19 protein-coding genes are annotated in these 21,952 nt (G+C 59.8%); 9 read left to right on the top strand and 10 right to left on the bottom strand.

What is annotated here, in order from left to right:
* Positions 1 to 18: 18 nt before the first annotated feature.
* The 5 genes from HU765_RS13365 to HU765_RS13345 all read left to right on the top strand — a co-directional run bounded on the left by HU765_RS13365 (position 19) and on the right by HU765_RS13345 (position 7,805).
* Positions 19 to 315 carry a pyrroloquinoline quinone biosynthesis protein PqqE gene (locus HU765_RS13365; RefSeq protein WP_186621040.1) on the top strand — a complete coding sequence of 99 codons (297 nt, stop codon included), beginning with the start codon at positions 19 to 21 and terminating at the stop codon, positions 313 to 315.
* Between the two features lie 274 nt (positions 316 to 589).
* On the top strand, positions 590 to 2,395 hold the full coding sequence (locus tag HU765_RS13360; protein ID WP_186550855.1) for a phenylacyl-CoA dehydrogenase: 1,806 nt from the start codon (positions 590 to 592) through the stop codon (positions 2,393 to 2,395).
* A 192-nt stretch (positions 2,396 to 2,587) separates the two neighbouring features.
* Entirely contained in the window at positions 2,588 to 3,877 is a 1,290-nt protein-coding gene (locus tag HU765_RS13355; protein ID WP_186621038.1) for a GGDEF domain-containing protein, read from the top strand.
* 90 nt (positions 3,878 to 3,967) lie between these two features.
* Complete coding sequence (locus HU765_RS13350) at positions 3,968 to 5,764, top strand: acyl-CoA dehydrogenase C-terminal domain-containing protein (RefSeq protein ID WP_186621036.1); 1,797 nt, start codon at positions 3,968 to 3,970, stop codon at positions 5,762 to 5,764.
* Positions 5,765 to 6,026: 262 nt separating this feature from the next.
* Positions 6,027 to 7,805 (top strand): acyl-CoA dehydrogenase C-terminal domain-containing protein, encoded by a 1,779-nt coding sequence (locus HU765_RS13345; protein ID WP_186621035.1) that lies wholly within the window; start codon positions 6,027 to 6,029, stop codon positions 7,803 to 7,805.
* Positions 7,806 to 8,032: 227 nt separating this feature from the next.
* Here HU765_RS13345 and HU765_RS13340 read toward each other — a convergent pair whose 3' ends face one another.
* Positions 8,033 to 8,947 carry a LysR family transcriptional regulator gene (locus HU765_RS13340; RefSeq protein ID WP_186621034.1) on the bottom strand — a complete coding sequence of 305 codons (915 nt, stop codon included), beginning with the start codon at positions 8,945 to 8,947 and terminating at the stop codon, positions 8,033 to 8,035.
* Positions 8,948 to 9,116: 169 nt separating this feature from the next.
* On the opposite strand from HU765_RS13340, the gene HU765_RS13335 reads away from it, so the two are divergent.
* The 4 genes from HU765_RS13335 to HU765_RS13320 all read left to right on the top strand — a co-directional run bounded on the left by HU765_RS13335 (position 9,117) and on the right by HU765_RS13320 (position 11,573).
* Positions 9,117 to 10,400 (top strand): aminotransferase class III-fold pyridoxal phosphate-dependent enzyme, encoded by a 1,284-nt coding sequence (locus tag HU765_RS13335; protein ID WP_186621033.1) that lies wholly within the window; start codon positions 9,117 to 9,119, stop codon positions 10,398 to 10,400.
* 249 nt (positions 10,401 to 10,649) lie between these two features.
* Positions 10,650 to 11,021, top strand: a complete 372-nt coding sequence (locus tag HU765_RS13330; protein WP_186621032.1) for a type II toxin-antitoxin system RelE/ParE family toxin — start codon at positions 10,650 to 10,652, stop codon at positions 11,019 to 11,021.
* The gene (locus HU765_RS13325) at positions 10,999 to 11,319 is read left to right on the top strand and encodes a DNA-binding transcriptional regulator (protein ID WP_186621031.1); all 321 of its coding nucleotides are present in this window, start codon (positions 10,999 to 11,001) and stop codon (positions 11,317 to 11,319) included. Before HU765_RS13330 ends, HU765_RS13325 begins: the two co-directional genes overlap by 23 nt.
* Positions 11,320 to 11,414: 95 nt before the next feature.
* Positions 11,415 to 11,573, top strand: a complete 159-nt coding sequence (locus HU765_RS13320) for a YqaE/Pmp3 family membrane protein (protein ID WP_003228885.1) — start codon at positions 11,415 to 11,417, stop codon at positions 11,571 to 11,573.
* Positions 11,574 to 11,683: 110 nt separating this feature from the next.
* Here the strand turns inward: HU765_RS13320 and HU765_RS13315 are convergent, their stop codons facing one another.
* The 9 genes from HU765_RS13315 to HU765_RS13275 all read right to left on the bottom strand — a co-directional run bounded on the left by HU765_RS13315 (position 11,684) and on the right by HU765_RS13275 (position 21,914).
* Positions 11,684 to 13,492, bottom strand: a complete 1,809-nt coding sequence (locus tag HU765_RS13315; protein WP_186621030.1) for a S9 family peptidase — start codon at positions 13,490 to 13,492, stop codon at positions 11,684 to 11,686.
* Positions 13,458 to 14,618 (bottom strand): pyrroloquinoline quinone biosynthesis protein PqqE, encoded by a 1,161-nt coding sequence (gene pqqE, locus HU765_RS13310; protein WP_186621029.1) that lies wholly within the window; start codon positions 14,616 to 14,618, stop codon positions 13,458 to 13,460. The genes HU765_RS13315 and pqqE overlap by 35 nt, the downstream gene beginning before the upstream one ends.
* Positions 14,590 to 14,865 carry a pyrroloquinoline quinone biosynthesis peptide chaperone PqqD gene (gene pqqD, locus HU765_RS13305; RefSeq protein ID WP_186550876.1) on the bottom strand — a complete coding sequence of 92 codons (276 nt, stop codon included), beginning with the start codon at positions 14,863 to 14,865 and terminating at the stop codon, positions 14,590 to 14,592. Before pqqD ends, pqqE begins: the two co-directional genes overlap by 29 nt.
* The gene (pqqC, locus tag HU765_RS13300) at positions 14,862 to 15,614 is read right to left on the bottom strand and encodes a pyrroloquinoline-quinone synthase PqqC (protein ID WP_186621027.1); all 753 of its coding nucleotides are present in this window, start codon (positions 15,612 to 15,614) and stop codon (positions 14,862 to 14,864) included. The genes pqqD and pqqC overlap by 4 nt, the downstream gene beginning before the upstream one ends.
* Before the next feature lie 136 nt (positions 15,615 to 15,750).
* Complete coding sequence (gene pqqB / locus HU765_RS13295) at positions 15,751 to 16,662, bottom strand: pyrroloquinoline quinone biosynthesis protein PqqB (protein WP_186621025.1); 912 nt, start codon at positions 16,660 to 16,662, stop codon at positions 15,751 to 15,753.
* 81 nt (positions 16,663 to 16,743) lie between these two features.
* Positions 16,744 to 16,818 carry a pyrroloquinoline quinone precursor peptide PqqA gene (gene pqqA / locus HU765_RS13290; protein ID WP_003444522.1) on the bottom strand — a complete coding sequence of 25 codons (75 nt, stop codon included), beginning with the start codon at positions 16,816 to 16,818 and terminating at the stop codon, positions 16,744 to 16,746.
* A 156-nt stretch (positions 16,819 to 16,974) separates the two neighbouring features.
* On the bottom strand, positions 16,975 to 19,386 hold the full coding sequence (gene pqqF / locus HU765_RS13285) for a pyrroloquinoline quinone biosynthesis protein PqqF (protein WP_186621023.1): 2,412 nt from the start codon (positions 19,384 to 19,386) through the stop codon (positions 16,975 to 16,977).
* Between the two features lie 38 nt (positions 19,387 to 19,424).
* The gene (locus HU765_RS13280; protein WP_186621021.1) at positions 19,425 to 20,219 is read right to left on the bottom strand and encodes a carbon-nitrogen hydrolase family protein; all 795 of its coding nucleotides are present in this window, start codon (positions 20,217 to 20,219) and stop codon (positions 19,425 to 19,427) included.
* 12 nt (positions 20,220 to 20,231) lie between these two features.
* On the bottom strand, positions 20,232 to 21,914 hold the full coding sequence (locus HU765_RS13275; RefSeq protein ID WP_186621019.1) for an NAD(P)/FAD-dependent oxidoreductase: 1,683 nt from the start codon (positions 21,912 to 21,914) through the stop codon (positions 20,232 to 20,234).
* Positions 21,915 to 21,952 lie beyond the last annotated feature (38 nt).

Genomic DNA, 21,952 nt, shown 5'->3' with positions numbered 1-21,952 from the left:
ACAGGGATGAGAGCGACTATGGAAATCTCCGGCAACACAGCTTTTTATGCGGGGCTGAGCTCGATTCAGTCAGGGCAGAACCGTGTCGATCAGGCTGCCAGCCAGATCGCCAATAACACTATTGAACGCTCGGTGACCAGCCAGTCGTCCGAAGTTCAGGTCGATCGCCTGCGCGGTGTGGATCGTGCGCAACAGTCGGACCTGGCCAGCAACATCATCGAGTTGTCCCAGGGCAAGCTCCAGGCGGAGCTGGGTGTCAAAGTCGTCAAAGCCTCTGACGAAGTGCTGGGTACGATCATCGATACTTTTGCCTGACGTTTCGTCTGCTGCTGATTGAACGCCGCGCCTTGTCGCGGCGTTTTTCGTGGTAAGTCCTTCTTGCTCAACTAATCTTCTCTCTGCGCCCGTGGCTCGTCCGAGCCTGCGGCGGTTTGCTGTGTCCGGCGTTTGAAAAAGGCGAAGACGAACGGCAAAAGATCGACGCTTGACAAGATTTCGGCGTAAACGTATGTTTCAAACAACTGTTTGACCGTCACAACAAATCTACGCGGTCGTTCATTCCCGGTTACATCAGCAGAGGTTTATCGCTATGCCTGACTACAAGGCCCCCTTGCGTGATATTCGCTTCGTTCGTGACGAACTGCTCGGCTACGAAGCGCACTATCAGAGCCTTCCGGCTTGCGCAGACGCAACTCCGGACATGGTTGACGCCATTCTCGAAGAAGGCGCCAAGTTTTGTGAGCAGGTACTGGCACCGCTGAACCGCGTGGGCGACCTTGAGGGTTGCACCTGGAGCGAGTCCGGCGTGAAAACCCCGACTGGCTTCAAAGAGGCTTACAAGCAATTCGTCGAAGGCGGCTGGCCAAGCCTGGCGCATGACGTCGAGCACGGCGGTCAAGGCCTGCCTGAGTCGCTGGGCCTGGCGGTAAGCGAAATGGTTGGCGAAGCCAACTGGTCGTGGGGCATGTACCCAGGCCTGTCGCACGGCGCGATGAACACTATTTCCGAGCACGGCACCCCTGAGCAGCAGGAAGCCTATCTGACCAAGCTGGTTTCCGGCGAATGGACCGGCACCATGTGCCTGACCGAACCGCACTGCGGCACCGACCTGGGCATGCTGCGCACCAAGGCCGAACCTCAGGCCGACGGTTCCTACAAAGTCTCCGGTACCAAAATTTTTATTTCGGCCGGTGAACACGACATGGCCGACAACATCGTCCACATTGTACTGGCGCGCCTGCCGGATGCACCGGCCGGCACCAAAGGGATTTCGCTGTTCATCGTTCCCAAGTTCCTGCCGAATGCTGACGGTACCGTTGGCGCACGCAATGCTGTGACCTGCGGTTCGCTGGAACACAAGATGGGCATCCACGGCAACGCCACGTGCGTGATGAACTTCGACGGCGCCACCGGTTACCTGATCGGCCCGGCGAACAAAGGCCTGAACTGCATGTTCACCTTTATGAACACCGCACGTCTGGGCACCGCGCTGCAAGGTCTGGCTCACGCCGAAATCGGTTTCCAGGGTGGTCTGAAATACGCTCGCGATCGCCTGCAAATGCGCTCGCTGACGGGCCCGAAAGCACCGGACAAGGCCGCTGACCCGATCATCGTGCACCCTGATGTGCGCCGCATGCTGTTGACCATGAAGGCGTTCGCCGAAGGCAACCGCGCAATGGTGTACTTCACCGCCAAGCTGGTCGACATCGTCAAATACGGCGTTGACGAAGAAGAGAAAAAGAAAGCCGACGCACTGCTGGCGTTCATGACGCCGATCGCCAAAGCGTTCATGACCGAAGTCGGTTTCGAAGCCGCCAACCACGGCGTGCAGATCTACGGCGGCCACGGCTTTATCGCCGAGTGGGGCATGGAGCAGAACGTTCGCGACAGCCGCATTTCGATGCTGTACGAAGGCACCACCGGCATCCAGGCACTCGACCTGCTGGGCCGTAAAGTGCTGATGACCCAGGGCGAGGCTCTGAAAGGCTTCACCAAGATCGTCCACAAGTTCTGCCAGACCAACGAAGGCAACGAAGCCGTTCAGGAATTCGTCGCGCCGCTGGCTGCACTGAACAAGGAGTGGGGCGAGCTGACGATGAAGGTCGGCATGGCGGCCATGAAAGATCGTGAAGAAGTCGGCGCGGCCTCCGTGGACTACCTGATGTACTCCGGCTATGCCTGCCTGGCTTATTTCTGGGCCGACATGGCGCGTGTGGCAGCCGAGAAGCTGGCAGAAGGCACAGGCGACGCGGCGTTCTACACCGCCAAGCTGCAGACCGCGCGCTTCTACTTCCAGCGCATCCTGCCACGCACCCGTACTCACGTGGCCACTATGCTGTCGGGCGCCAATAACCTGATGGACATGAAGGAAGAAGACTTCGCACTGGGCTACTAAGCCTTAGCGCTGTCTCATGAAAACCGCTGCTCCCACTGGGGGCAGCGGTTTTTTTTTGTTGATGAATCGCTCAGATAGTCAGCTTTTCGGCCGTTAAAGAGGCTGCATGTGATCTGCATCACATTGTATGTGCTTAACTGCGCTTTGCAGGCACAATGCCATCTCTTTGATATGACGGGTCGGAGCTTACCCTTGCCGCGTTCTTCCGCTGTACGTTTCAGCCATTTCCTACCATCGCTGCTGTTGTTGCTCGCGGGGCTGGCGGCTGCGTACGTCAAAGACCTCAGCGTGTTCTTCACCTCTCTATTCAACGTGCTGCCGACGCTGGTGTTGCTGCTGGGTGGTGCGTATTGCGCGGTCTACCGACGCCAGCGCGAGCTGTTTCTGATGCTCACCGTGTACATTGCCTACTTTTTGCTCGACACCCAGACTGACTTTTACCGCGATCACGGCAAGGTCCGCGAAGACGCGGCGGTGGTTTTTCATCTGGTCTGCCTGCTGTTGCCGTTATTGTTTGGCCTGTTCGCGGCATGGCAGGAACGCACGCATCTGTTCCAGGACATGGTCGCGCGGTTCGCCGTGCTGTTGGCATTCGGCAGCGTTGCGTTGGGACTCGAGCAAAGTTACCCGCAGGCGTTGCTGCTCTGGCTCTCGGAGATTCGCTGGCCGGCGCTGCATGGGGCGTGGATGAGCCTGATCCAACTTTCCTATCCGGTGTTCATTTCGGCATTTCTGCTGTTGGCCTGGCAATACTGGCGCAACCCGCGCCCCCTGCATGCAGCCCAACTGGTGGGCTTGCTCGGGGTGTTCTGGATGCTGCCGAAAACCTTCATCCTGCCGTTCACCCTGAACATCATGTGCAGCCAGGTGATGTTGATGATCGCGGCGGCCGTGGCGCACGAAGCCTATCAAATGGCCTTCCGCGACGAGCTCACCGGTCTGCCGGGACGTCGCGCCCTCAACGAGCGTATGCAGCGCCTGGGTCGCAACTACGTGCTGGCGATGAGCGACGTCGACCACTTCAAGAAATTCAACGACACCCACGGCCACGATGTCGGCGATCAGGTCCTGCGTCTGGTCGCCAGCAAGCTGTCGAAAATCAGCGGTGGCGGTAGGGCGTATCGCTATGGCGGCGAGGAATTTGCCCTGGTCTTTGCAGGCAAAACTCTTGAGGAGTGCATGCCGCATCTGGAAGTGATTCGTGAGTCGATTGCGTCCTACAGCATTCAATTGCGTAATCAGGAAAACCGCCCGCAGGATGACCAGCAAGGACGCCAGCGCCGCAGTGGCAGCGGGGTCAGCGCCGTGTCGGTGACGGTCAGCATTGGCGTTGCCGAACGCGTCGAGCAGCGCACTCCGGAAGAAGTGCTCAAGTCAGCCGATCAGGCGTTGTACAGCGCCAAGGGTGCCGGGCGAAACTGCGTGATGGCCTTCGGGCAGAACCGCCGCGGCGCGGTGCGCATGGACACCGCTGCGGGTTGAGTGATGACGGCGCATTCAGCGTCCGCACAGTGATTGTGGCGCGTGGTGGCCGGCAGTAGGTTGGAAAAATCTGCTGACGGAGAATCCACCATGCCCGAGTACAAAGCGCCTCTGCGCGACATGCGTTTTCTGATCGATCACGTCTTCGATTTCCACGCCAACTACGCCAATCTGGGCGCGCATGACGCCAGCCCGGACATGATCAGCGCGATCCTCGAAGAGGGCGCGAAGTTCTGCGAGAACGTTCTGGCACCTATCAATCGCAGTGGTGACGAGGAAGGCTGCCATTTCGACAACGGTGTGGTGACAACGCCTACAGGCTTCAAACAAGCCTTCGCACAATACGTCGAGGGCGGCTGGCACGGCCTGGCCGCTGATCCGGCCTACGGCGGTCAGGGCCTGCCGAGTTCGCTGGGGCTGGTGATCAGCGAAATGGTCGGCTCCAGCAATACCTCATGGGGCATGTATCCGGGCCTGACCCATGGCGCGATGTCGGCGATTCACGCCCACGGCACCGCGGAGCAGAAAGACACCTACCTGAGCAAACTCACCGCCGGACAATGGACCGGCACCATGTGCCTGACCGAAGCCCATTGCGGCACCGATCTGGGCATTATCAAAACCCGCGCGGTACCACGGGCCGATGGCAGCTACGCGATCACCGGCAGCAAGATTTTCATCTCGGCCGGCGAACATGATCTGAGTGACAACATCATCCATCTGGTACTGGCCAAGCTGCCGGATGCGCCGGCCGGAACGAAGGGCATTTCCCTGTTCATCGTGCCGAAATTCTTGCCGGATGCGGCAGGCGAAGCGGGCGAGCGCAACGGCGTTTCCTGTGGCTCGATCGAGCACAAAATGGGTATCAAGGCTTCGGCCACCTGCGTGTTGAATTTCGATGCCGCCACCGGTTATTTGATCGGCGAGCCGAACAAAGGCCTCAACTGCATGTTCACCATGATGAACCACGCGCGGCTCGGCACCGGCATGCAGGGGCTGTGTCTGGGCGAGGCGAGTTTTCAGGGCGCGGTCAGATATGCCAACGACCGCTTGCAGATGCGCTCGCTGACTGGCGCCAAGGCTCCGGATAAACCCGCCGACCCGATCATCGTCCACCCGGACGTGCGCCGGATGTTGCTGACGATGAAAGCCTTCAACGAAGGCAACCGCGCACTGACCTACTTCACTGCGCAAATGCTCGATGTCGCCCATTTAAATGCAGATGCCGAGGCGCGTCAGGACGCTGAAGACCTGTTGGCGTTCCTCACGCCGATCTGCAAGGCGTTCATGACCGACACCGGGCTGGAAGTGACCAACCTCGGCATGCAGATTTTCGGTGGCCACGGTTTCATCCGCGAATGGGGCATGGAGCAACTGGTACGAGATTGCCGCATTGCACCGATCTATGAAGGCACCAACGGCATTCAGGCATTGGACTTGCTCGGACGCAAAGTGCTGGGCAGTCAAGGCAAGTTGCTGCGTGGCTTTACCAAAATCGTTCACAAGTTCTGCGCGGCAAATGCCGGGCATCCGCAACTGGGCAGCTTCGTTGCGCAGCTTGATACGCTGAATCAGCAGTGGGGCGGCCTGACAATGAAGGTCGGCATGGCGACCATGAAGAACCCGGACGAAGTCGGCGCCGCGTCGGTGGATTACCTGATGTACAGCGGCTACATCATCCTCGGGTATTTGTGGCTGCGCATGGCGCTGGTGGCACAGGTTCAGTTGGAGACAGGCGAGGGGGAGGCGGATTATCTGCGCGGTAAATTGGCGACCTGCGAGTTTTACTTCAAGCGCTTGTTGCCGCGTACGGCTGCGCATCAAGCGGCGATCGAGGCGGGGAGTGATTGCTTGATGACTTTGCCGGCGGAGTCGTTTGCGCTCTGACACCGCTTTGTGTGGCGAGGGAGCTTGCTCCCGCTTGAGTGCGCAGCGCTCACCGGTTGGCAGCTGCTACGCATCCGAGCGGGAGCAAGCACCCTCTCCACAGGTTTCCTTGCAGCACTTCAATGTCGCTCAAAGTTAATGACTAAAAATAACAAATCAGTCACCGGTTGACCCTATGTGTCGCAAAAGTTGTTGGGGTACACTCAGGCTCAACGAAAACATCATTCCACGAACCACCTGTTTAGATCTTGCGAGGTTTGCCATGGCTGACTACAAAGCGCCGCTGCGTGATATGCGCTTCGTCCTCAATGAAGTGTTCGAAGTCGCCAAACTCTGGGCCGAATTGCCGGCGCTGGCCGAGACGGTCGATGCGGAAACCGTTGAAGCGATTCTCGAAGAAGCGGGCAAGGTCACCAGTAAAAGCATCGCGCCTTTAAGCCGCGCCGCTGACGAAGAAGGCTGTCACTGGGCCGACGGCGCCGTCACCACACCGGCCGGTTTCCCACAGGCCTACCAGACCTATGCCGAAGGCGGCTGGGTCGGCGTTGGCGGCGATCCGGCCTACGGCGGTATGGGCATGCCCAAAGCCGTGTCGGCGCAGGTCGAAGAAATGGTCAACTCCGCCAGCCTGGCCTTCGGTCTCTACCCGATGCTGACCGCCGGCGCCTGCCTGTCGATCAACGCCCACGCCAGCGAAGAACTGAAAGCGGCGTATCTGCCAAACATGTATGCCGGCGTCTGGGCCGGTTCCATGTGTCTGACCGAGCCGCACGCCGGCACCGATCTGGGGATCATTCGCACCAAAGCCGAACCTCAGGCTGACGGTTCCTACAAGGTCAGCGGCACCAAAATCTTCATCACCGGCGGCGAACACGACCTCACCGAAAACATCATTCACCTGGTGCTGGCCAAGCTGCCGGACGCCCCGGCCGGTCCGAAGGGCATTTCGCTGTTCCTGGTGCCGAAGTTCATGGTCAATGCCGATGGCAGCCTGGGCGCGCGCAACCCGGCCAATTGCGGTTCGATCGAACACAAGATGGGCATCCAGGCTTCGGCGACCTGCGTGATGAATTTCGACGAAGCGGTCGGTTATCTGGTCGGCGAGCCGAACAAAGGCCTGGCTGCGATGTTCACCATGATGAACTACGAGCGTTTGGGCGTCGGCATTCAGGGCCTGGCAACCGGCGAGCGCTCTTATCAGAACGCCGTCGAATACGCGCGCGACCGTCTGCAAAGCCGTTCGCCGACCGGTGCGCAAAACAAGGACAAGGTCGCTGACCCGATCATCGTCCACCCGGACGTACGGCGCATGTTGTTGACCATGAAAGCCTCGAACGAAGGCGGCCGTGCGTTCTCCACGTATGTGGCGATGCAGCTTGACACCGCGAAGTTCAGCGAAGACCCGACCACCCGCAAGCGTGCCGAGGATCTGGTGGCATTGCTGACGCCCGTCGCCAAGGCATTCCTGACCGATCTGGGACTGGAAACCACGGTTCACGGTCAGCAGATCTTTGGCGGCCACGGTTACATTCGCGAGTGGGGCCAGGAGCAACTGGTGCGTGACGTGCGCATCACGCAGATCTACGAAGGCACCAACGGCATCCAGGCGCTGGACCTGGTCGGGCGCAAGATCGTCGGCAGCGGCGGTGCGTTCTACAAGCTGTTCGCCGATGAGATCCGCCACTTCACCGCAACCGCCAGTGCCGATCTGGGCGAGTTCACCAAGCCGCTGAACGACGCTGTCGATACCCTCGACGAGCTGACCGCGTGGCTGCTGGACCGGGCGAAAAACAATCCGAACGAAATCGGCGCGGCATCGGTCGAATATTTGCAAGCGTTCGGCTACACCGCCTACGCCTATATGTGGGCGTTGATGGCCAAGGCTTCGCTGGGCAAGGAAACCCAAGACGATTTCTACGCCAGCAAGCTAGGCACCGCGCGCTTCTATTTCGCCCGTCTGCTGCCGCGCATCCACTCCTTGAGCGCGTCGGTAAAGGCTGGTAGCGAATCCCTGTTCCTGCTGGATGCGGCGCAGTTCTGAACCCGTGCGCGCCGTGTAAGCATTTTCTTACACGACGTGCTGCTGTTCTCCCATAGGCGAGGATTGGATCCAGAGCTACTCTACATTTCATGGACGTCGCGCAGGAAGCGCAAAGTAACAACACGGACACGTAGGATTCTGCCAGGGTGGCGGAGTGAAATGGATGTCAGGGAAACAGTCTGCAAAGCCCCGCTTCGGCGGGGTTTTCTTTTGTCTGGAAAAAGTGTTCAGACCCGTGGATCAAGCGCCGGCTTCACTTCGCGCTCCATCACTTCTTCGAGCAACGTGCGCAGCAGCGCCAACGAGGCCTGCTGGCGTTGTACGTCGCGGCACACCAGGCCGACTTGCAGCGGCACCCGTGGCTCGCTCAGCGGTTTCCACAGCAGGGCCTGATCGTCGTACTCCTTTTGCGAGCGTCCCGGCAGCACGGTCGCCAGTTTGGTGTGAGGCAAACTGTCGAGAATCCCCAGCATATTGTTCAGCTCTGCCTGCACTTGCGGGCGACGCCCGAGGCTGCTCAGTTGCGCCTGCCAGATCTGACGGATCTGGAATTCTTCACCCAGCAACAACATCGGCAGTTCCGCCGCCTGACGCATCGAGACTTTCTTGAATTCGCGCAAAGGATGATCTGCCGGGATGACGAGTGTCAGCTCGTCTTCGTAGAGCTGCACGCCATGCAGACCCGGTTGGCGCGGCGGCAGATAGCTGATGCCGATGTCCAGTGAACCGTTGAGCAAACGCCGCTCGATCTCCAGCCCGGTCAGTTCATAGATCTGCACCACCAGATGCGGCTGCGCCTTGCGCACACGTTCGAGCATCTGCGGCACGAGGCTGGTGTGCACCGTTTGCAGCACACCGATCGCCAACGTGCGCAGTGCCTGCCCCTTGAAATTGCCCAACGCCTCGCGCGCTCGCTGCAAGCCATCAAGCAGTGGCAACGCGTGGTTGTACAACGTGTGCGCGGCGAGGGTCGGCAAGAGGCGCTTGCTGCTGCGTTCGAACAGGCTGACGTCGAGGTTTTGTTCGAGTTGGCGGATCTGCTGTGACAGCGCCGGTTGCGAGATCGACAGGCGTTCTGCGGCGCGGCCGACATGACCTTCCTCGTAGACCGCGACGAAATAACGCAGTTGCTTGAAGTCCATAAGTAATGCTTATCGAAAATGCTGGGAAATCGAAATGGCCTGAAGCCGCCCGTGAGCCTAGTCTAACCGCATTCGTAAGGCTTACAGGGCCAGAAAGCGCGATGAATAGCGTTCGCATACCGAGTCTTTGCATAGGCAGTTCAAAAAACCTCAAGCGAGGTTTTTATCCATGAATCTGTTCAGTTTGCGGCGTCAGGCGCCGAGTCTTGATGACCTCGCCAGCGAGGTTGCTCAATCGGCAGACAGCGATACGCTGAGCGCCGAGCGGCTGATGCCCAGCGTCGAACGTCCCCGACAGGTCTTCGTTCGCGGGCAGGGCTCCTGGCTGTGGGACAGTCAAGACCGCGCCTATCTGGATTTTTCCCAGGCCGGCGGCGCGAACAGCCTTGGCCATAGCCCTTCGGCACTGGTCAAGGCGATCGCCAGCCAGGCTCAGGCGCTGATCAATCCCGGTTTCAATCTGCACAATCGCGGCATGCTCAGCCTGGCCGAACGCCTGTGCGCCAGCACCGCCAGCGATCAGGCGTATCTGCTCAACAGCGGCAGCGAAGCCTGTGAAGCCGCGATCAAACTGGCGCGCAAATGGGGGCAACTGCACCGCGGCGGTGCCTCGCGCATCATCGTCGCGAAGCAAGGTTGCCATGGGCGCAGCCTGGCGACGCTCTCGGCATCGGACAGCGACAATCTGCACAATCGTTTTGCGCCGTTGCTACCGGGTTTCGATCCGGTACCCTTCAACGACTTGCCAGCACTGCATGCGGCGGTCGATGCGCAGACCGTAGCGATCATGCTTGAGCCGATCCAGAGCGATGCCGGCGTTGTACCGGCGACCGAGCACTATCTCAAAGGCGTCGAGCGACTGTGTCGCGAGTTAGGCATTCTGTTGATACTCGACGAAGTGCAGACCGGCATCGGGCGTTGCGGCACCCTGCTCGCCGAGCAGTCCTATGGCGTACGCGCCGATATCGTCGTGCTTGGCAAAGGCTTGGGCGGCGGTGTGCCGTTGGCGGCACTGTTGGCCCGCGGCAAGGCCTGTTGCTTCGCCGTCGGCGAACTGGGCGGCACGCATCACGGCAACGCACTGATGACCGCGGCCGGCCTGGTGGTACTCGACAGCGTGCACGACCGTAGCTTCCTCCAGCAGATCAATGACAACGGCGAGCATCTGCGCGCGGGTTTGGCGCGATTGGCGCAGCGCTACGGCCATGGCGAATTGCGCGGCCAAGGCCTGTTTTATGGGCTGACCCTGTCCGAAAACTGCGCCGACGCCGTCGTTCACGCCGCGCTGCACGAAGGCCTGATACTCAACGCCGCGCAAGCCGACTGCCTGCGCTTCACTCCGGCCCTTACCGTCAGCAAAGCCAACATCGATGAAATGCTTCTGCGGTTGGGTCGCGCTTTTTCCCGCGTACGCACGGCACAGCTGCAATGCCGCAAGGGGATAGCCGTCTGAGCGGGCAAGCACTGCCGAACTGAAAGAACCGTCTCGCGGTATAACGCACGCCCCACGCCTGATTCTTTTGGCGTGGGGCGTTTTTTTGTGGCCGGGTTTTGCAGATGGGATTTAGAGCTTGAGAGATTTTGACGCGAATGGTCTTTTAGAAAACGCCAGCAAAGGATGCGGGCGCGGCCCACTCGAAATTGACGAAAAGCTGTTTTGCGATATGTACCACTAGGTGGTATGTTTTTGGAAGGGATACCTATGTCATTCAGGCTGTTCAAGACCAAACGTTTTGCCTTACAGGCCGGCAGGGCATGGATTACCGACGAGGAGTTGCAAGGAGCGTTTCTCCAGATGCTTCAGGGGCAAGCGGACGATCTTGGCGGGGGCGTGTGGAAGAAGCGTTTGAATGCTAACCGTCACCGTTCGATTGTCTTGGCAAAGGGCGGGCATTATTGGATCTATCAGGTACTGTTCGCCAAACAGGATCAGAGCAATATCACCCCAATTGAATTAAGGGATTTACGTAAGTTGGCGAAGGCCTATGCGCAACTGACCGAAGAGCAAATCGGAGATTTGTTGGCGATGAAGGAATTTGTGGAGATATTTCATGAGCAAGAAATTCAAAAGTGAAGTCTTTGAATCGATACACGAATCAGCCGGTGCGTTACTCGCTGTCGGAGCCATTAGCAAGGCAACGATGCGGGAGTTCGATGAGTCCTGTCTGGCATCGGTACCTGCAGCGATCCCGGCCGAGGAAATAAAGGCACTCCGCGAGCGCAACAAAGTCAGCCAACCGGTGTTTGCACGGTATCTGAACACCAGTGCATCGACAGTAAAACAATGGGAGTCGGGTGACAAACATCCCAGCGGAATGGCTCTGAAGTTGCTGAGCATCGTGCAGAAACATGGACTGAAAATTCTGGCTTGAGTCGGGTGCAGCTATTGCAGTGAACCCTGACGAACGGCGCTGGTCGATTAGCTTGTATGGCTCAGGCGAGCCAACCCCCATTCAGGAGCTGCCCCATGGATTTCATTCGCATCATCATCGCTATTCTGTTGCCGCCACTGGGCGTGTTTTTGCAGGTCGGGTTTGGCGGGGCATTCTGGTTGAACATTCTGCTGACGTTGTGTGGCTACATTCCGGGCATCGTGCATGCGGTGTATATCATCGCCAAGCGTTGAGTCCGGTAGCGTCTATTAGATAGCTTTCGCGAGCAGGCTCGCTCCCACACTGGATCTGTGTTGTACATAAGTCCTATGTGGGAGCGAGCCTGCTTGCGAATGAGGCACCGCTAGTTCTGAGCAAGCTCTGATCCCATTACCCGCCGATAAAATGTCCACTCCTGTTCCAGCGCATGCGCCTGATTGGTCGCGCGGCGAAAGCCGTGGCGTTCGTCGGGGTAGTAATGCGCCTCGACACCAATACCGTTTTGCTCCAGCGCCGCAACCATGTCGCGGGTCTGTTGTGGCACGACCACGGCATCCAGCTCACCTTGAAAGAAAATCACCGGCACGCGAATGTTGTTCGCATGCAACAGCGGAGTGCGGGCGGCGTAGCGTTCGGCGTCCTGCCCGGGATCGCCGATCAGCCAGTCCAGGTAATCGCCTTCGAACTTGTGCGTGGCCCGGGCCAATGTGACCGGGTCGCTGACGCCGTAGAGGCTGGCGCCTGCGCGGAAAACCTGCCTGAACGCCAGTGCGCACAAAGTCGTATAGCCGCCTGCGCTGCCACCACGAATAAACGCGCAGTTGCCGTCGATCAGACCCTGTTCGGCCAGGTAGCCGACCACCGCGCAAGCATCCTCGACATCCACCTCGCCCCAGCGCAGGTGCAACGCTCGGCGGTATTCGCGGCCATAACCGCTGCTGCCGCGATAGTTGAGGTCGGCGACGGCGAAGCCACGTTGTGTCCAGTACTGAATGCGCGGATCGAGTATCGGGTAGCAGGCCGACGTCGGGCCGCCGTGGATGAACACCACCAGCGGCGGTTTTGGCTCATCGCTCATGGTCGGATAAAAGAAGCCGTGCGCCTCACCCGAACCGCTGGGATAGCGCAAGGTTTGCGGGTGGCTGATGCGTTCGTCGGGCAATGGAGCCACGCCACCCGCCAAAACGTTCACTGCGCCCGTCGCTCGATCAATGGCAATCACCGCAGAAGGGCTGAGCGGTGACGCGGCAATGCAGTAGATAAACTGCTCATCCAGCGCCAGATGACGGAAGCGGCTGTAATCGCCGGTGAAGTCTTGATTGCCGAGAGCCAAACGGCCAAAGCCGCCTTCGCTCCAACTGGCTAACACGCGATCGCCGACAGGTAACCAGGTGCAGCCGCCCAGTTGCCACGGCGCGGGCGCATGATCGGCTGTGGCACTGGACAGCGCTTGCAGTCCGTCGCACGTTTCGCCCCACGGTTGCCAGAATCCGCCACGATCAGTCAGGCAATACAAACGGCCATGGGCGTCAAAACGCGGCTGCTGGATCGACTCTTCCATCTGGTCGCCGGCGACACAGCGAGGCACGGAAAAATCACCGTCAGCGATCATCAGGCGTGTCGAGGTCCACGGCTGATGCGGCCGGCTCCACTCGACCCACGCCAGACGCTGGCCATCCGGGCTGAGCGTCGGCGCCGCATAAAAATCGGCGCCCTCGGCCAGGACCTGCCGTGCGCCGCTCACCAGATCGATTGCCACCAGGCGATGCTGATCCTGCTGCTCCTCGACCGCCAGGATCCGACCATTGGCGAAATGCAGATCGCCATAACGGCAATCAGCCGAAGTCAGCGCTTGCGGCTCACTCTCCAGCGTCTGCCGATACAGCTGTTGATCCGCTTCATTGACGAAAACCACACCGTCAGGCGTCAGACAAAACGCTCCACCGCCGTATTCGTACACACGGCTGCGTACGCTGAAACCATCGGGTGTCAGACGTTTCGCCACGCCGTCGCGCCAATGCCAGATGCGACAGGCCGCATCTTCGGGGCGATATTCATTCCAGAACAAGCCGTGGGCGCCGAGCTGCAATTCGGCGAAGTCGGTCCCGGCGGCGACGGCTTGGGCGGCGCTGAAAGGCTCAGCCCTTGGCGATGAGGCGCGAGTTTCGTTCATTGCGAAAGGCCAGTTGTTCAATGGTTTGAGTGGCGTGCTCGGCTTCTTCGCGGGCCTTGAGGATCACGCCGTGATGTTCCGACTTGCTGCACACCGGGTCGGCATTGCTGGCATCGCCGGTGAGCATGAAGGCCTGGCAGCGGCAGCCGCCGAAGTCCTGCTCTTTTTCATCGCAGGACCGGCACGGTTCGGGCATCCAGTCGTAACCGCGAAAGCGGTTGAAGCCGAACGAGTCGTACCAGATGTGTTGCATGCTGTGATCGCGCACGTTGGGAAATTGCACCGGCAACTGACGGGCGCCATGGCAGGGCAGGGCGGTGCCGTCCGGGGTCACGGTCAGGAAAATACTGCCCCAGCCGTTCATGCAGGCTTTCGGGCGTTCTTCGTAGTAGTCCGGAGTGACGAAAATCAGCTTGCACGGATGCCCTTCGGCTTCCAGTTTCGCCCGGTATTCGTTGGTGATGCGTTCGGCGCGGACCAATTGTTCCTGGGTCGGCAACAAGCCGACCCGATTGAGCTGCGCCCAGCCGTAGAACTGGCAGGTGGCGAGTTCGACGAAGTCGGCTTCCAGCGCAATGCACAGCTCGATGATGCGGTCGATCTTGTCAATGTTGTGCCGATGGGTGACGAAGTTCAGCACCATCGGATAGCCGTGGGCCTTTACCGCCCGGGCCATTTCCAGCTTCTGCGCGAAGGCTTTTTTCGAACCGGCGAGCAGGTTGTTCACTTGCTCGTCACTGGCCTGGAAGCTGATCTGAATGTGATCGAGCCCGGCCTTTTTGAAAACGCTGATTTTCTGCTCGGTCAGACCAATGCCGGAGGTGATCAGGTTAGTGTAGAAACCCAACTGCCGTGCTTCGCGAATCAGCTCGGCGAGGTCCTGGCGCACCAACGGTTCGCCACCGGAAAAGCCCAGTTGCGCGGCGCCCATTTCCCGCGCTTCGCGAAAGACCTTGATCCACTGCTCGGTGCTCAGCTCTTTGCCTTGCTCGGCGAAATCCAGTGGATTGGAGCAGTACGGGCATTGCAGCGGGCAGCGGTAAGTCAGCTCGGCGAGCAGCCACAGCGGCAGGCCGACTTCAGGTTTTGCCGGCAGATCAGTCAAGGGTGATCCAGTGCTCTGCACGGGCAACCTCCATGAATTGCTCGATGTCATCACCAAGCTCAGGCACGTCGGGGAACTGCTCTTCGAGCTTGGCGATGACTGCGGCAACATCGCGTTCGCCATCAATCAAGCCACCGATCAGCGCGGCGCTGTCGTTCAGTTTGATCATGCCCTCCGGATACAACAGCACATGGCCTTTCTGCGCCGGTTCGTACTGAAACCGGTAGCCGGGGCGCCATTTCGGTGTCCAGGTGCGGTCGAAACTCATAAGGTGATTCCTTTATGCCAGACCCGTTGTTCGGTCACGCTGTGATACGGCGGACGGTTCAGTTCGTAGGCCATGCTCATGGCGTCGAGCATGCTCCAAAGAATGTCCAGTTTGAACTGTAGAATTTCCAGCATGCGCTCCTGGCCTTCGCGGGTCTTGTAGTGTTCCAGCGTGATCGCCAGACCATGCTCGACGTCACGGCGCGCCTGACCGAGGCGGGTGCGGAAATATTCGTAGCCGGCCGGGTCGATCCACGGGTAATGCTGCGGCCAACTGTCGAGGCGCGATTGGTGGATCTGCGGCGCGAACAGCTCGGTCAGCGAGCTGCTGGCGGCTTCCTGCCAACTGGCGCGGCGGGCGAAGTTGACGTAGGCATCGACGGCGAAACGCACGCCGGGCAGCACCAGCTCTTGCGAGCGCAATTGATCTGGATCGAGGCCGACAGCCTGGCCCAGACGCAGCCAGGCTTCGATGCCGCCGTCTTCACCGGGCGCGCCGTCGTGGTCGAGCAGGCGCTGAATCCACTCGCGGCGGATTTCCCGATCCGGGCAGTTGGCGAGGATCGCCGCGTCTTTCAGAGGGATGTTCACCTGGTAGTAAAAACGGTTGGCGACCCAGCCCTGAATCTGCTCGCGGGTCGCCCGGCCTTCGTACATCGCCACGTGGTAGGGGTGGTAGATGTGGTAATAGGCGCCTTTGGCGCGCAGGGCCGCTTCGAATTCGGCGGGGGACATTGGCGTGTCGGGCATGTTTGTTCTCCTGAACAACCATTGGATTCTGTGGAGTCTGGTCGGGCGCTTTCGCGAGCAAGCTCGCTCCCACATTGGGTCTGCGGCGTACACAAAACCCCTGTGGGAGCGAGCCTGCTCGCGAAGGGGTCATGCGCTACAGCACAATACTCATGCCATCAAACGCCACCTCAACATTACGCCGAGCCAGCTCCGCACGCTCCGGCGAATCCTCGTCAAGAATCGGGTTGGTGTTGTTGATGTGGATAAGCACCTTGCGCTGTTCAGGCAATTGCTCCAGCACTTCGAGCATGCCGCCGGGGCCGTTCTGCGCCAGGTGGCCCATTTCGCGACCGGTGCGGGTGCCGACGCCACGGCGCTGCATTTCGTCGTCGTCCCACAGCGTGCCGTCGACCAACAGGCAATCGCTGCCCGCCATGATTTCCAGCAGTGGCGCATCGACTTTGCCCAGGCCCGGCGCGTAGAACAGCTTGCCACCTGTGTTGAGGTCTTCGACGATCAAACCGATGTTGTCACCCGGATGTGGATCGAAACGGTGCGGCGAATACGGCGGTGCGGCGCTGCGCAATGGCAGTGGAGTGAAGCGCAGGTTCGGGCAGGCTGCGACGGTGAAGCTCTGATCGAGTTCGATACGGTTCCAGTTCAAACCGCCGTTCCAGTGCGTAAGCATCTTGAACAGGGGGAAACCGGTGCTCAGGTCTTCGTGGACCATGTCTGTGCACCAGACCTGATGCGGGCAGCCTTCGCGCAGACTGAGCAGGCCGGTGGTGTGGTCGATCTGGCTGTCCATCAGGATGATCGCGCTGATGCCGGTGTCACGCAGGGCGCGGCCCGGTTGCATCGGGGCAAAGCTTTGCAGTTGCGCGCGGATGTCCGGCGAGGCGTTGCACAGCACCCAGTTCACACCGTCATCGGAAAGGGCGATGGACGATTGGGTGCGGGCCTTGGCATTCAGGCTGCCGTCGCGAAAGCCTGCGCAGTTGACGCAGTTGCAGTTCCACTGCGGAAAACCGCCACCGGCGGCCGAACCCAGAATCTGGACGAACATGAACGCTCCATCATTTCAACGCGGAAAATAAAACGCCCCGGCGAGCCGAGGCGTTGCACTGCAATTCTACGTAAGCAGAACTCAGCGGCTGGCGAAGTACATGGTGACTTCGAAGCCGATACGCAGGTCGGTGTAAGCAGGTTTGGTCCAGGCCATGAGGTGTCTCCTTCTGTGGGTTGGGATAGCGCTATCCATAGGTATAGTCCACGGCAGCGCGACGATGTTCCAATTAGTTAGGCGGCTATGTTACTCAAAATTTCAGCGCGATGACCCCTGAATCTTTGAGAAAGCTCTTTGCGGCCTCGGTAATGATCAGTTTGCCGCTTGCCACGGCGCGTCCGGCATCGATTCATTGGCCAGGCAATGCCAACCGCCCTCGGCATTGATCAGACGTTGCGCAGCATCGAGCAAAGCCTGGCGATTCAGCTGCTGGATCGCCGCGACCAACTGCTCACAGTAATCCGACGAATGGCCAGCGAGTTTGCCCTGCCACAGCAAGTCGGCAGCATCCTTAGTGGAAAACGTGGCGTCGTCGAACTGATCGGCGAGGCTTTGGCGCTGCTGCTTGAGGCTTGCTTCATCGAGCGTTTCGATCAACGCGGGAATGCCGTTGAAAAACTCCTGAGTGTATTCGAGCAACTTGCCCGCCGCAGTCGTCGGCGATTGCACGCCAAAGACAATCGCAGTCTTGCCGTACAACTGGCGCAGGGCGCTGAATACGGCGTAACCCAATTGCAGTTCGGCACGCAGGCGCTGATAAAAAGGCGTCTGGCACAACTGAGCCAGAAGGCGCCATGCTGCTTCATCAGCGATGTCGCGGCTGGCAGTCGGGCAGATCAGCAGCAAGGCGTGTTCGCTGGAGGCCGTGTTGATCTGGCTCCATTGGTACTGGCCTTGGGTGATCGGTGTCACCGGTAGCTGAGTGTCCGGCGTGCCGGGAATGCGGCTCAGCGCCAGATCCATGGCTGACTGGGTCTGTTGATTTAGCCCTAGAGCGAGGCCGTCCCAGCGCGAAGTTGTCCACAGCTGATTGGCGTCATCGCTGGTTTCAATCGTGGGCAGGCATTTTTCCGGCAACGCTTCGAGTAGTTGGCGGATCGGCATCGACGGTATCTGTAGCTCATCGCGCGGCGAAACGGCTTCGATCATCGTCAGACATTTCAGCGCATGCTCAAGGATGCTAGGCATCGGTTCCTGAAGTCCGGTCATCTTCAGCAGCCATTGGTTACCTGCGGCGCTGAAAGACAACTCCACGCCGGCTTCGGACGCGTCTTGCCGGGTTTGCTGCAGACTGCGCTGTAATCTTGAACGCAGATCGACGCTGGCTGCCGCCTCGACCTGCCAACGAAGATAAATCGCGCCTTCATCGCCGCAGTCCGGCAGCGTCTGGCTGAACTGCATAGGAGACCGTTCGCGACGGCTGCGCGAGCGATCCTGGGCGAAGGTGCGCAGGCCACGGTGGGCGCTGGTCTGGCCGCGAATCAGCCCGGCGTTGGCCAGCGGTTCACTGGCGCGCAAGAAAGGATTGGCTGCGGGCAGGTGCCACTGATCGCTGAAGTTATCCACAACGCCGATTTCCCGCAGGATGCGCTCAAGCGCGGCGGCAGCCGATTCGGACAGGCCGAATGCATGCTGCTCGACGTCGATTCGCGCCAGTTGCAACGCGCCGCGGACTTGCTGCTGGCGCTGAAGCAGGGCGGCGTATTCCTCGCGCAACGGCGTCCAGTCCTGACGGGCGAAGAAGCTCAGCCAATCCAGCAGCTGTTCGTGAATGGCGTTCAAGTGCTCGCCGTCGGCATGGAATTGAAGATGCAGCAGCGCTTGCCCGGCAAACTGGTAGAGCGGCGTGGCTTTCAAACCATCGGCCAGTTTTTGCTGGCGCAAATGCGCGAGCAATCCACCGGTTTTGGCGCTGTTCAACCAATGGCAGAGAAAGGCCATCGCCTCGGCGGATGACTGGGGCAAAGCCTCGAAAGCGAATAACAGGTTCGCGTGAGCGCCAACCTGTTGATAACTTTTCACCGTCAGCGGTGGCGGTGCGGCCTGGGCCACTTTATCCCCAACCGGCAACACCGCTGCGAATTGCCGCGCCAACTCCCGCAATTCATCAATACTCTGCGGACCGACCAGACTGAGGCTCATTTGCCCGGTTCGATAAAACCGCTGATGGACATCTTTCAGCGCCGACTGAAACCCAGGCGATTCGACCTGCAAGCTGTCCCGATTGCCCGCATGAAAACCGCGCAACGGATGCTCCGCTGGTAGACCTTCATACAAGGCAAACTGCTGTTGCGCTGTCGGATCCTGCGACCAGGCGACGAATTCGGCCTGCAGCACTTCCCGTTCACGCAGTTGATCGTCCAGATTCATACGTGGCCGGGCGAGCATGTCTGACAGACGCTCGAGCCCCGCGCTGAAGGACGACACAGGCAACTCGAAGAAAAAATCCGTGGTGCGTTCGCGGGTGCTGGCATTCACCTGCCCGCCGTGACGTTGCACGTAGGCCATCAGCCCTTCGTCTGTGGGAAAACGCTCGGTGCCGAGGAACAGCAAGTGCTCAAGAAAATGCGCCAGCCCCGGCCATGCCAGCGACACGTCGTGACTGCCAGCGGCCACCCGCAATGCGGCGGCACTGCGCTTGAGGCCCGGCACATGGCGCAGGGTCACGCGCAGGCCGTTGGCCAGGGTTTCAATTTGGGGGCGGGGGTGAGTCGGCGCAGGCATGGGCACTTCCAGAACAGTGAAGTGCCCATGCTAGCGGATTAGCGCCGGTTGAGCGCGCCGTAAAGCTCTGGACGGCGATCGCTGAGATAGCGGTTGGCCTGGCGTGAATCGTTCATCAGTTGTCGGTCCAGTTCGCCAACGATCAACGCTTCGTCCAGACCTGCCAGAGCGATACGGCTGCCGTCCGGCGCGGCGAGGCTGCTTTGCCCGCAGTACTGAATATCGCCTTCATGCCCGCAGTAATTGGCGTAAGCCACATAGCACTGGTTTTCGAAGGCGCGGGCACGCACGGTGACATCGGCGACAAAGTCGAACGGAATCATGTTTGCTGTCGGCACCACAATCAGCTCGGCGCCGGCCAAGGCCAGACGACGAGTGTTTTCCGGAAATTCCAGGTCGTAGCAGATCAGGAATCCGAGCTTCCAGCCGTTCAGTTCAACCACCGGCAACTCCGCATCGCCAGGGCTGAACATAGACCGGTCGAGGTCGCCGAACAGATGCGATTTGCGGTAATTGCACAGGCGCTCGCCGTGCGCGTCGATCAGTTGCACAGCGTTGTAAATCTGCCCGTCAGCGGTGCGCTCGGGGTAACCGTAAACGATCGCCAAGCCGGCAGCCTTGGCGATCCGGCCGATCTGCTGCGCCCATTCACCGTTGTAGACCTCGGCCAGGGTGCTGACCGCTTCGGCGCCGATGTTGTAGCCGGTCATGAACATCTCCGGCAGCACCAGCAGATCAGCGCCTTTGGCCTCCATCGCCACTTGATGCAGGCGATGCAGGTTGGCGACGGGGTCGAGTGGTAGCGGCGGACATTGGTAAACGGCTACGCGCATCAGGGATTCCTCTTACTCGGGCAGGGCGATAGGGCCGATGTCTTTGAACACATCACCCGGGCCGGGGTTCTCTTTATGTGTGGACCCGCCGAAGTGGTTCATGATTCCCCACACCGCATTGAGCGAAGTCTGCACCGCGCCTTCGACCCACGCCGGCGTCCACGACACATCGTCGCCGGCGATGAAAATCCCGCGCTGCTCGGCCGGCATCTCGTCCTGCATGAAGTGCGCGTACATGCGCTGGTTGTAGCGGTAATGGCCCGGCAGCGCGCCTTTGAAGGCACCGAGGAAATACGGATCGGCCTCCCATGACACGGTGATCGGATCGCCGATGATGCGTGCGGCGATGTCGACTTTCGGGTAGATCTTTTTCAACGCGTTCAACGCCAGCTCAACGCGTTTTTCCACCGGATGCGGGAGCATTTTCAACGCGTCGCTCATCCATGAATAGGACAGGCAAATCACGCCCGGCTTGTCGTCGCCGTTGTCGAACAGGTAGGTGCCACGGGTCAGGCGATCGGTGAGGGTCATGCTCATCAGGTCGCGGCCGGTCTCGGGGTCCTTGTCCTTCCAGAATGGCCGATCGACCATCACGAAAGTCTTCGACGACTGCATGTAGCGCGTGCGGTCGAGAGCCATCCACATCTTCTGCGAGAACAGGCTTTCGTCGCATTCGATCTGCGTGGTCAGCAGCCAGCTCTGGCAGGTGGTCAGCACGGCGGCGTATTCGCGGGTGTCACCGTTGTTGTCGGTAACGGCGAAGCGGCCACCCGGGGCATGGGCAATTTTTTTCACACCGGAACGCGGTGCGCCACGGTGCAGGGATTTCAGACTGGTGCCCGCGGGCCAATGCACGCAGCGCTCCGGCACATGGCGCCAGATGCCTTGTGGGACCTGCTCGACGCCGCCGACCACCAGGTGTTGGTGATCATCGCAGTTGGTCATCACTACGCGGAAAATTTCCAGCATGGAGTTGGGAAAGTCAGAATCCCAGCCGCCGGTGCCGAAACCGACCTGGCCGAACACTTCACGGTGCTGGAACGACAATTTGGCGAAGGCTTTCGAGGTGGCGACAAAGTCGTAAAAGGTCCGGTCGTCCCACAGCGGCACAAGCTTGTTCCACAACTCTTTCAGGCGCGGCACATCGCGATCGCGAATGGCTTGCTGGATGTCGGAGAACTGCGAACCGGCCTCCAGCGCATCCGCCCAAGCGTCTGCCACTTCCTGAAACAATGCTGGAAGATCCTTCAGGCTTTCTGCGTAATAGGTTTCGCCTTCCAGGTCGATCACGGTGCTGCCTGAGGCACCCGTCAGCGGGTTCGGGAAAGGTTTGGTTTCCAGACCGAGCTTGTCGACGTAGTGATAGAACGCCGTGGAAGACACCGGGAAACGCATGCCGCCGAGTTCCGCGACGATGGCGTCGGTACCGTTGAAGGCTTGCGAGCGCAGACGGCCGCCGAGCTTCGATGCCTCGTACACCACCGGCTTCAAACCGAGTTTCATCAGTTCATACGCAGCCACCAGACCGGCAATGCCCGCGCCGACAATTGCCACTTCGGCGCCATGGTTATGCTCAGGAATACTGCCCAGGCCGGCGGGGTGCTCGATCCAGTCGTCAAACGCGAACGGAAAGTCCGGACCGAAAATCGTGATTGGTTTCTTGCCGTCTGCAGGATGGCGATTGTTCTTGTTCATTGGCTGACCTTACTGGCGACCCGACGCAGGATTCGCGT

The organism is Pseudomonas sp. SWRI81 (assembly GCF_014268545.1).
Lineage (GTDB): Bacteria > Pseudomonadota > Gammaproteobacteria > Pseudomonadales > Pseudomonadaceae > Aquipseudomonas > Aquipseudomonas hamedanensis.
The sequence above is the reverse complement of the archived record's forward strand: the minus strand, read 5'-3'. Positions and strand labels throughout refer to the sequence as shown.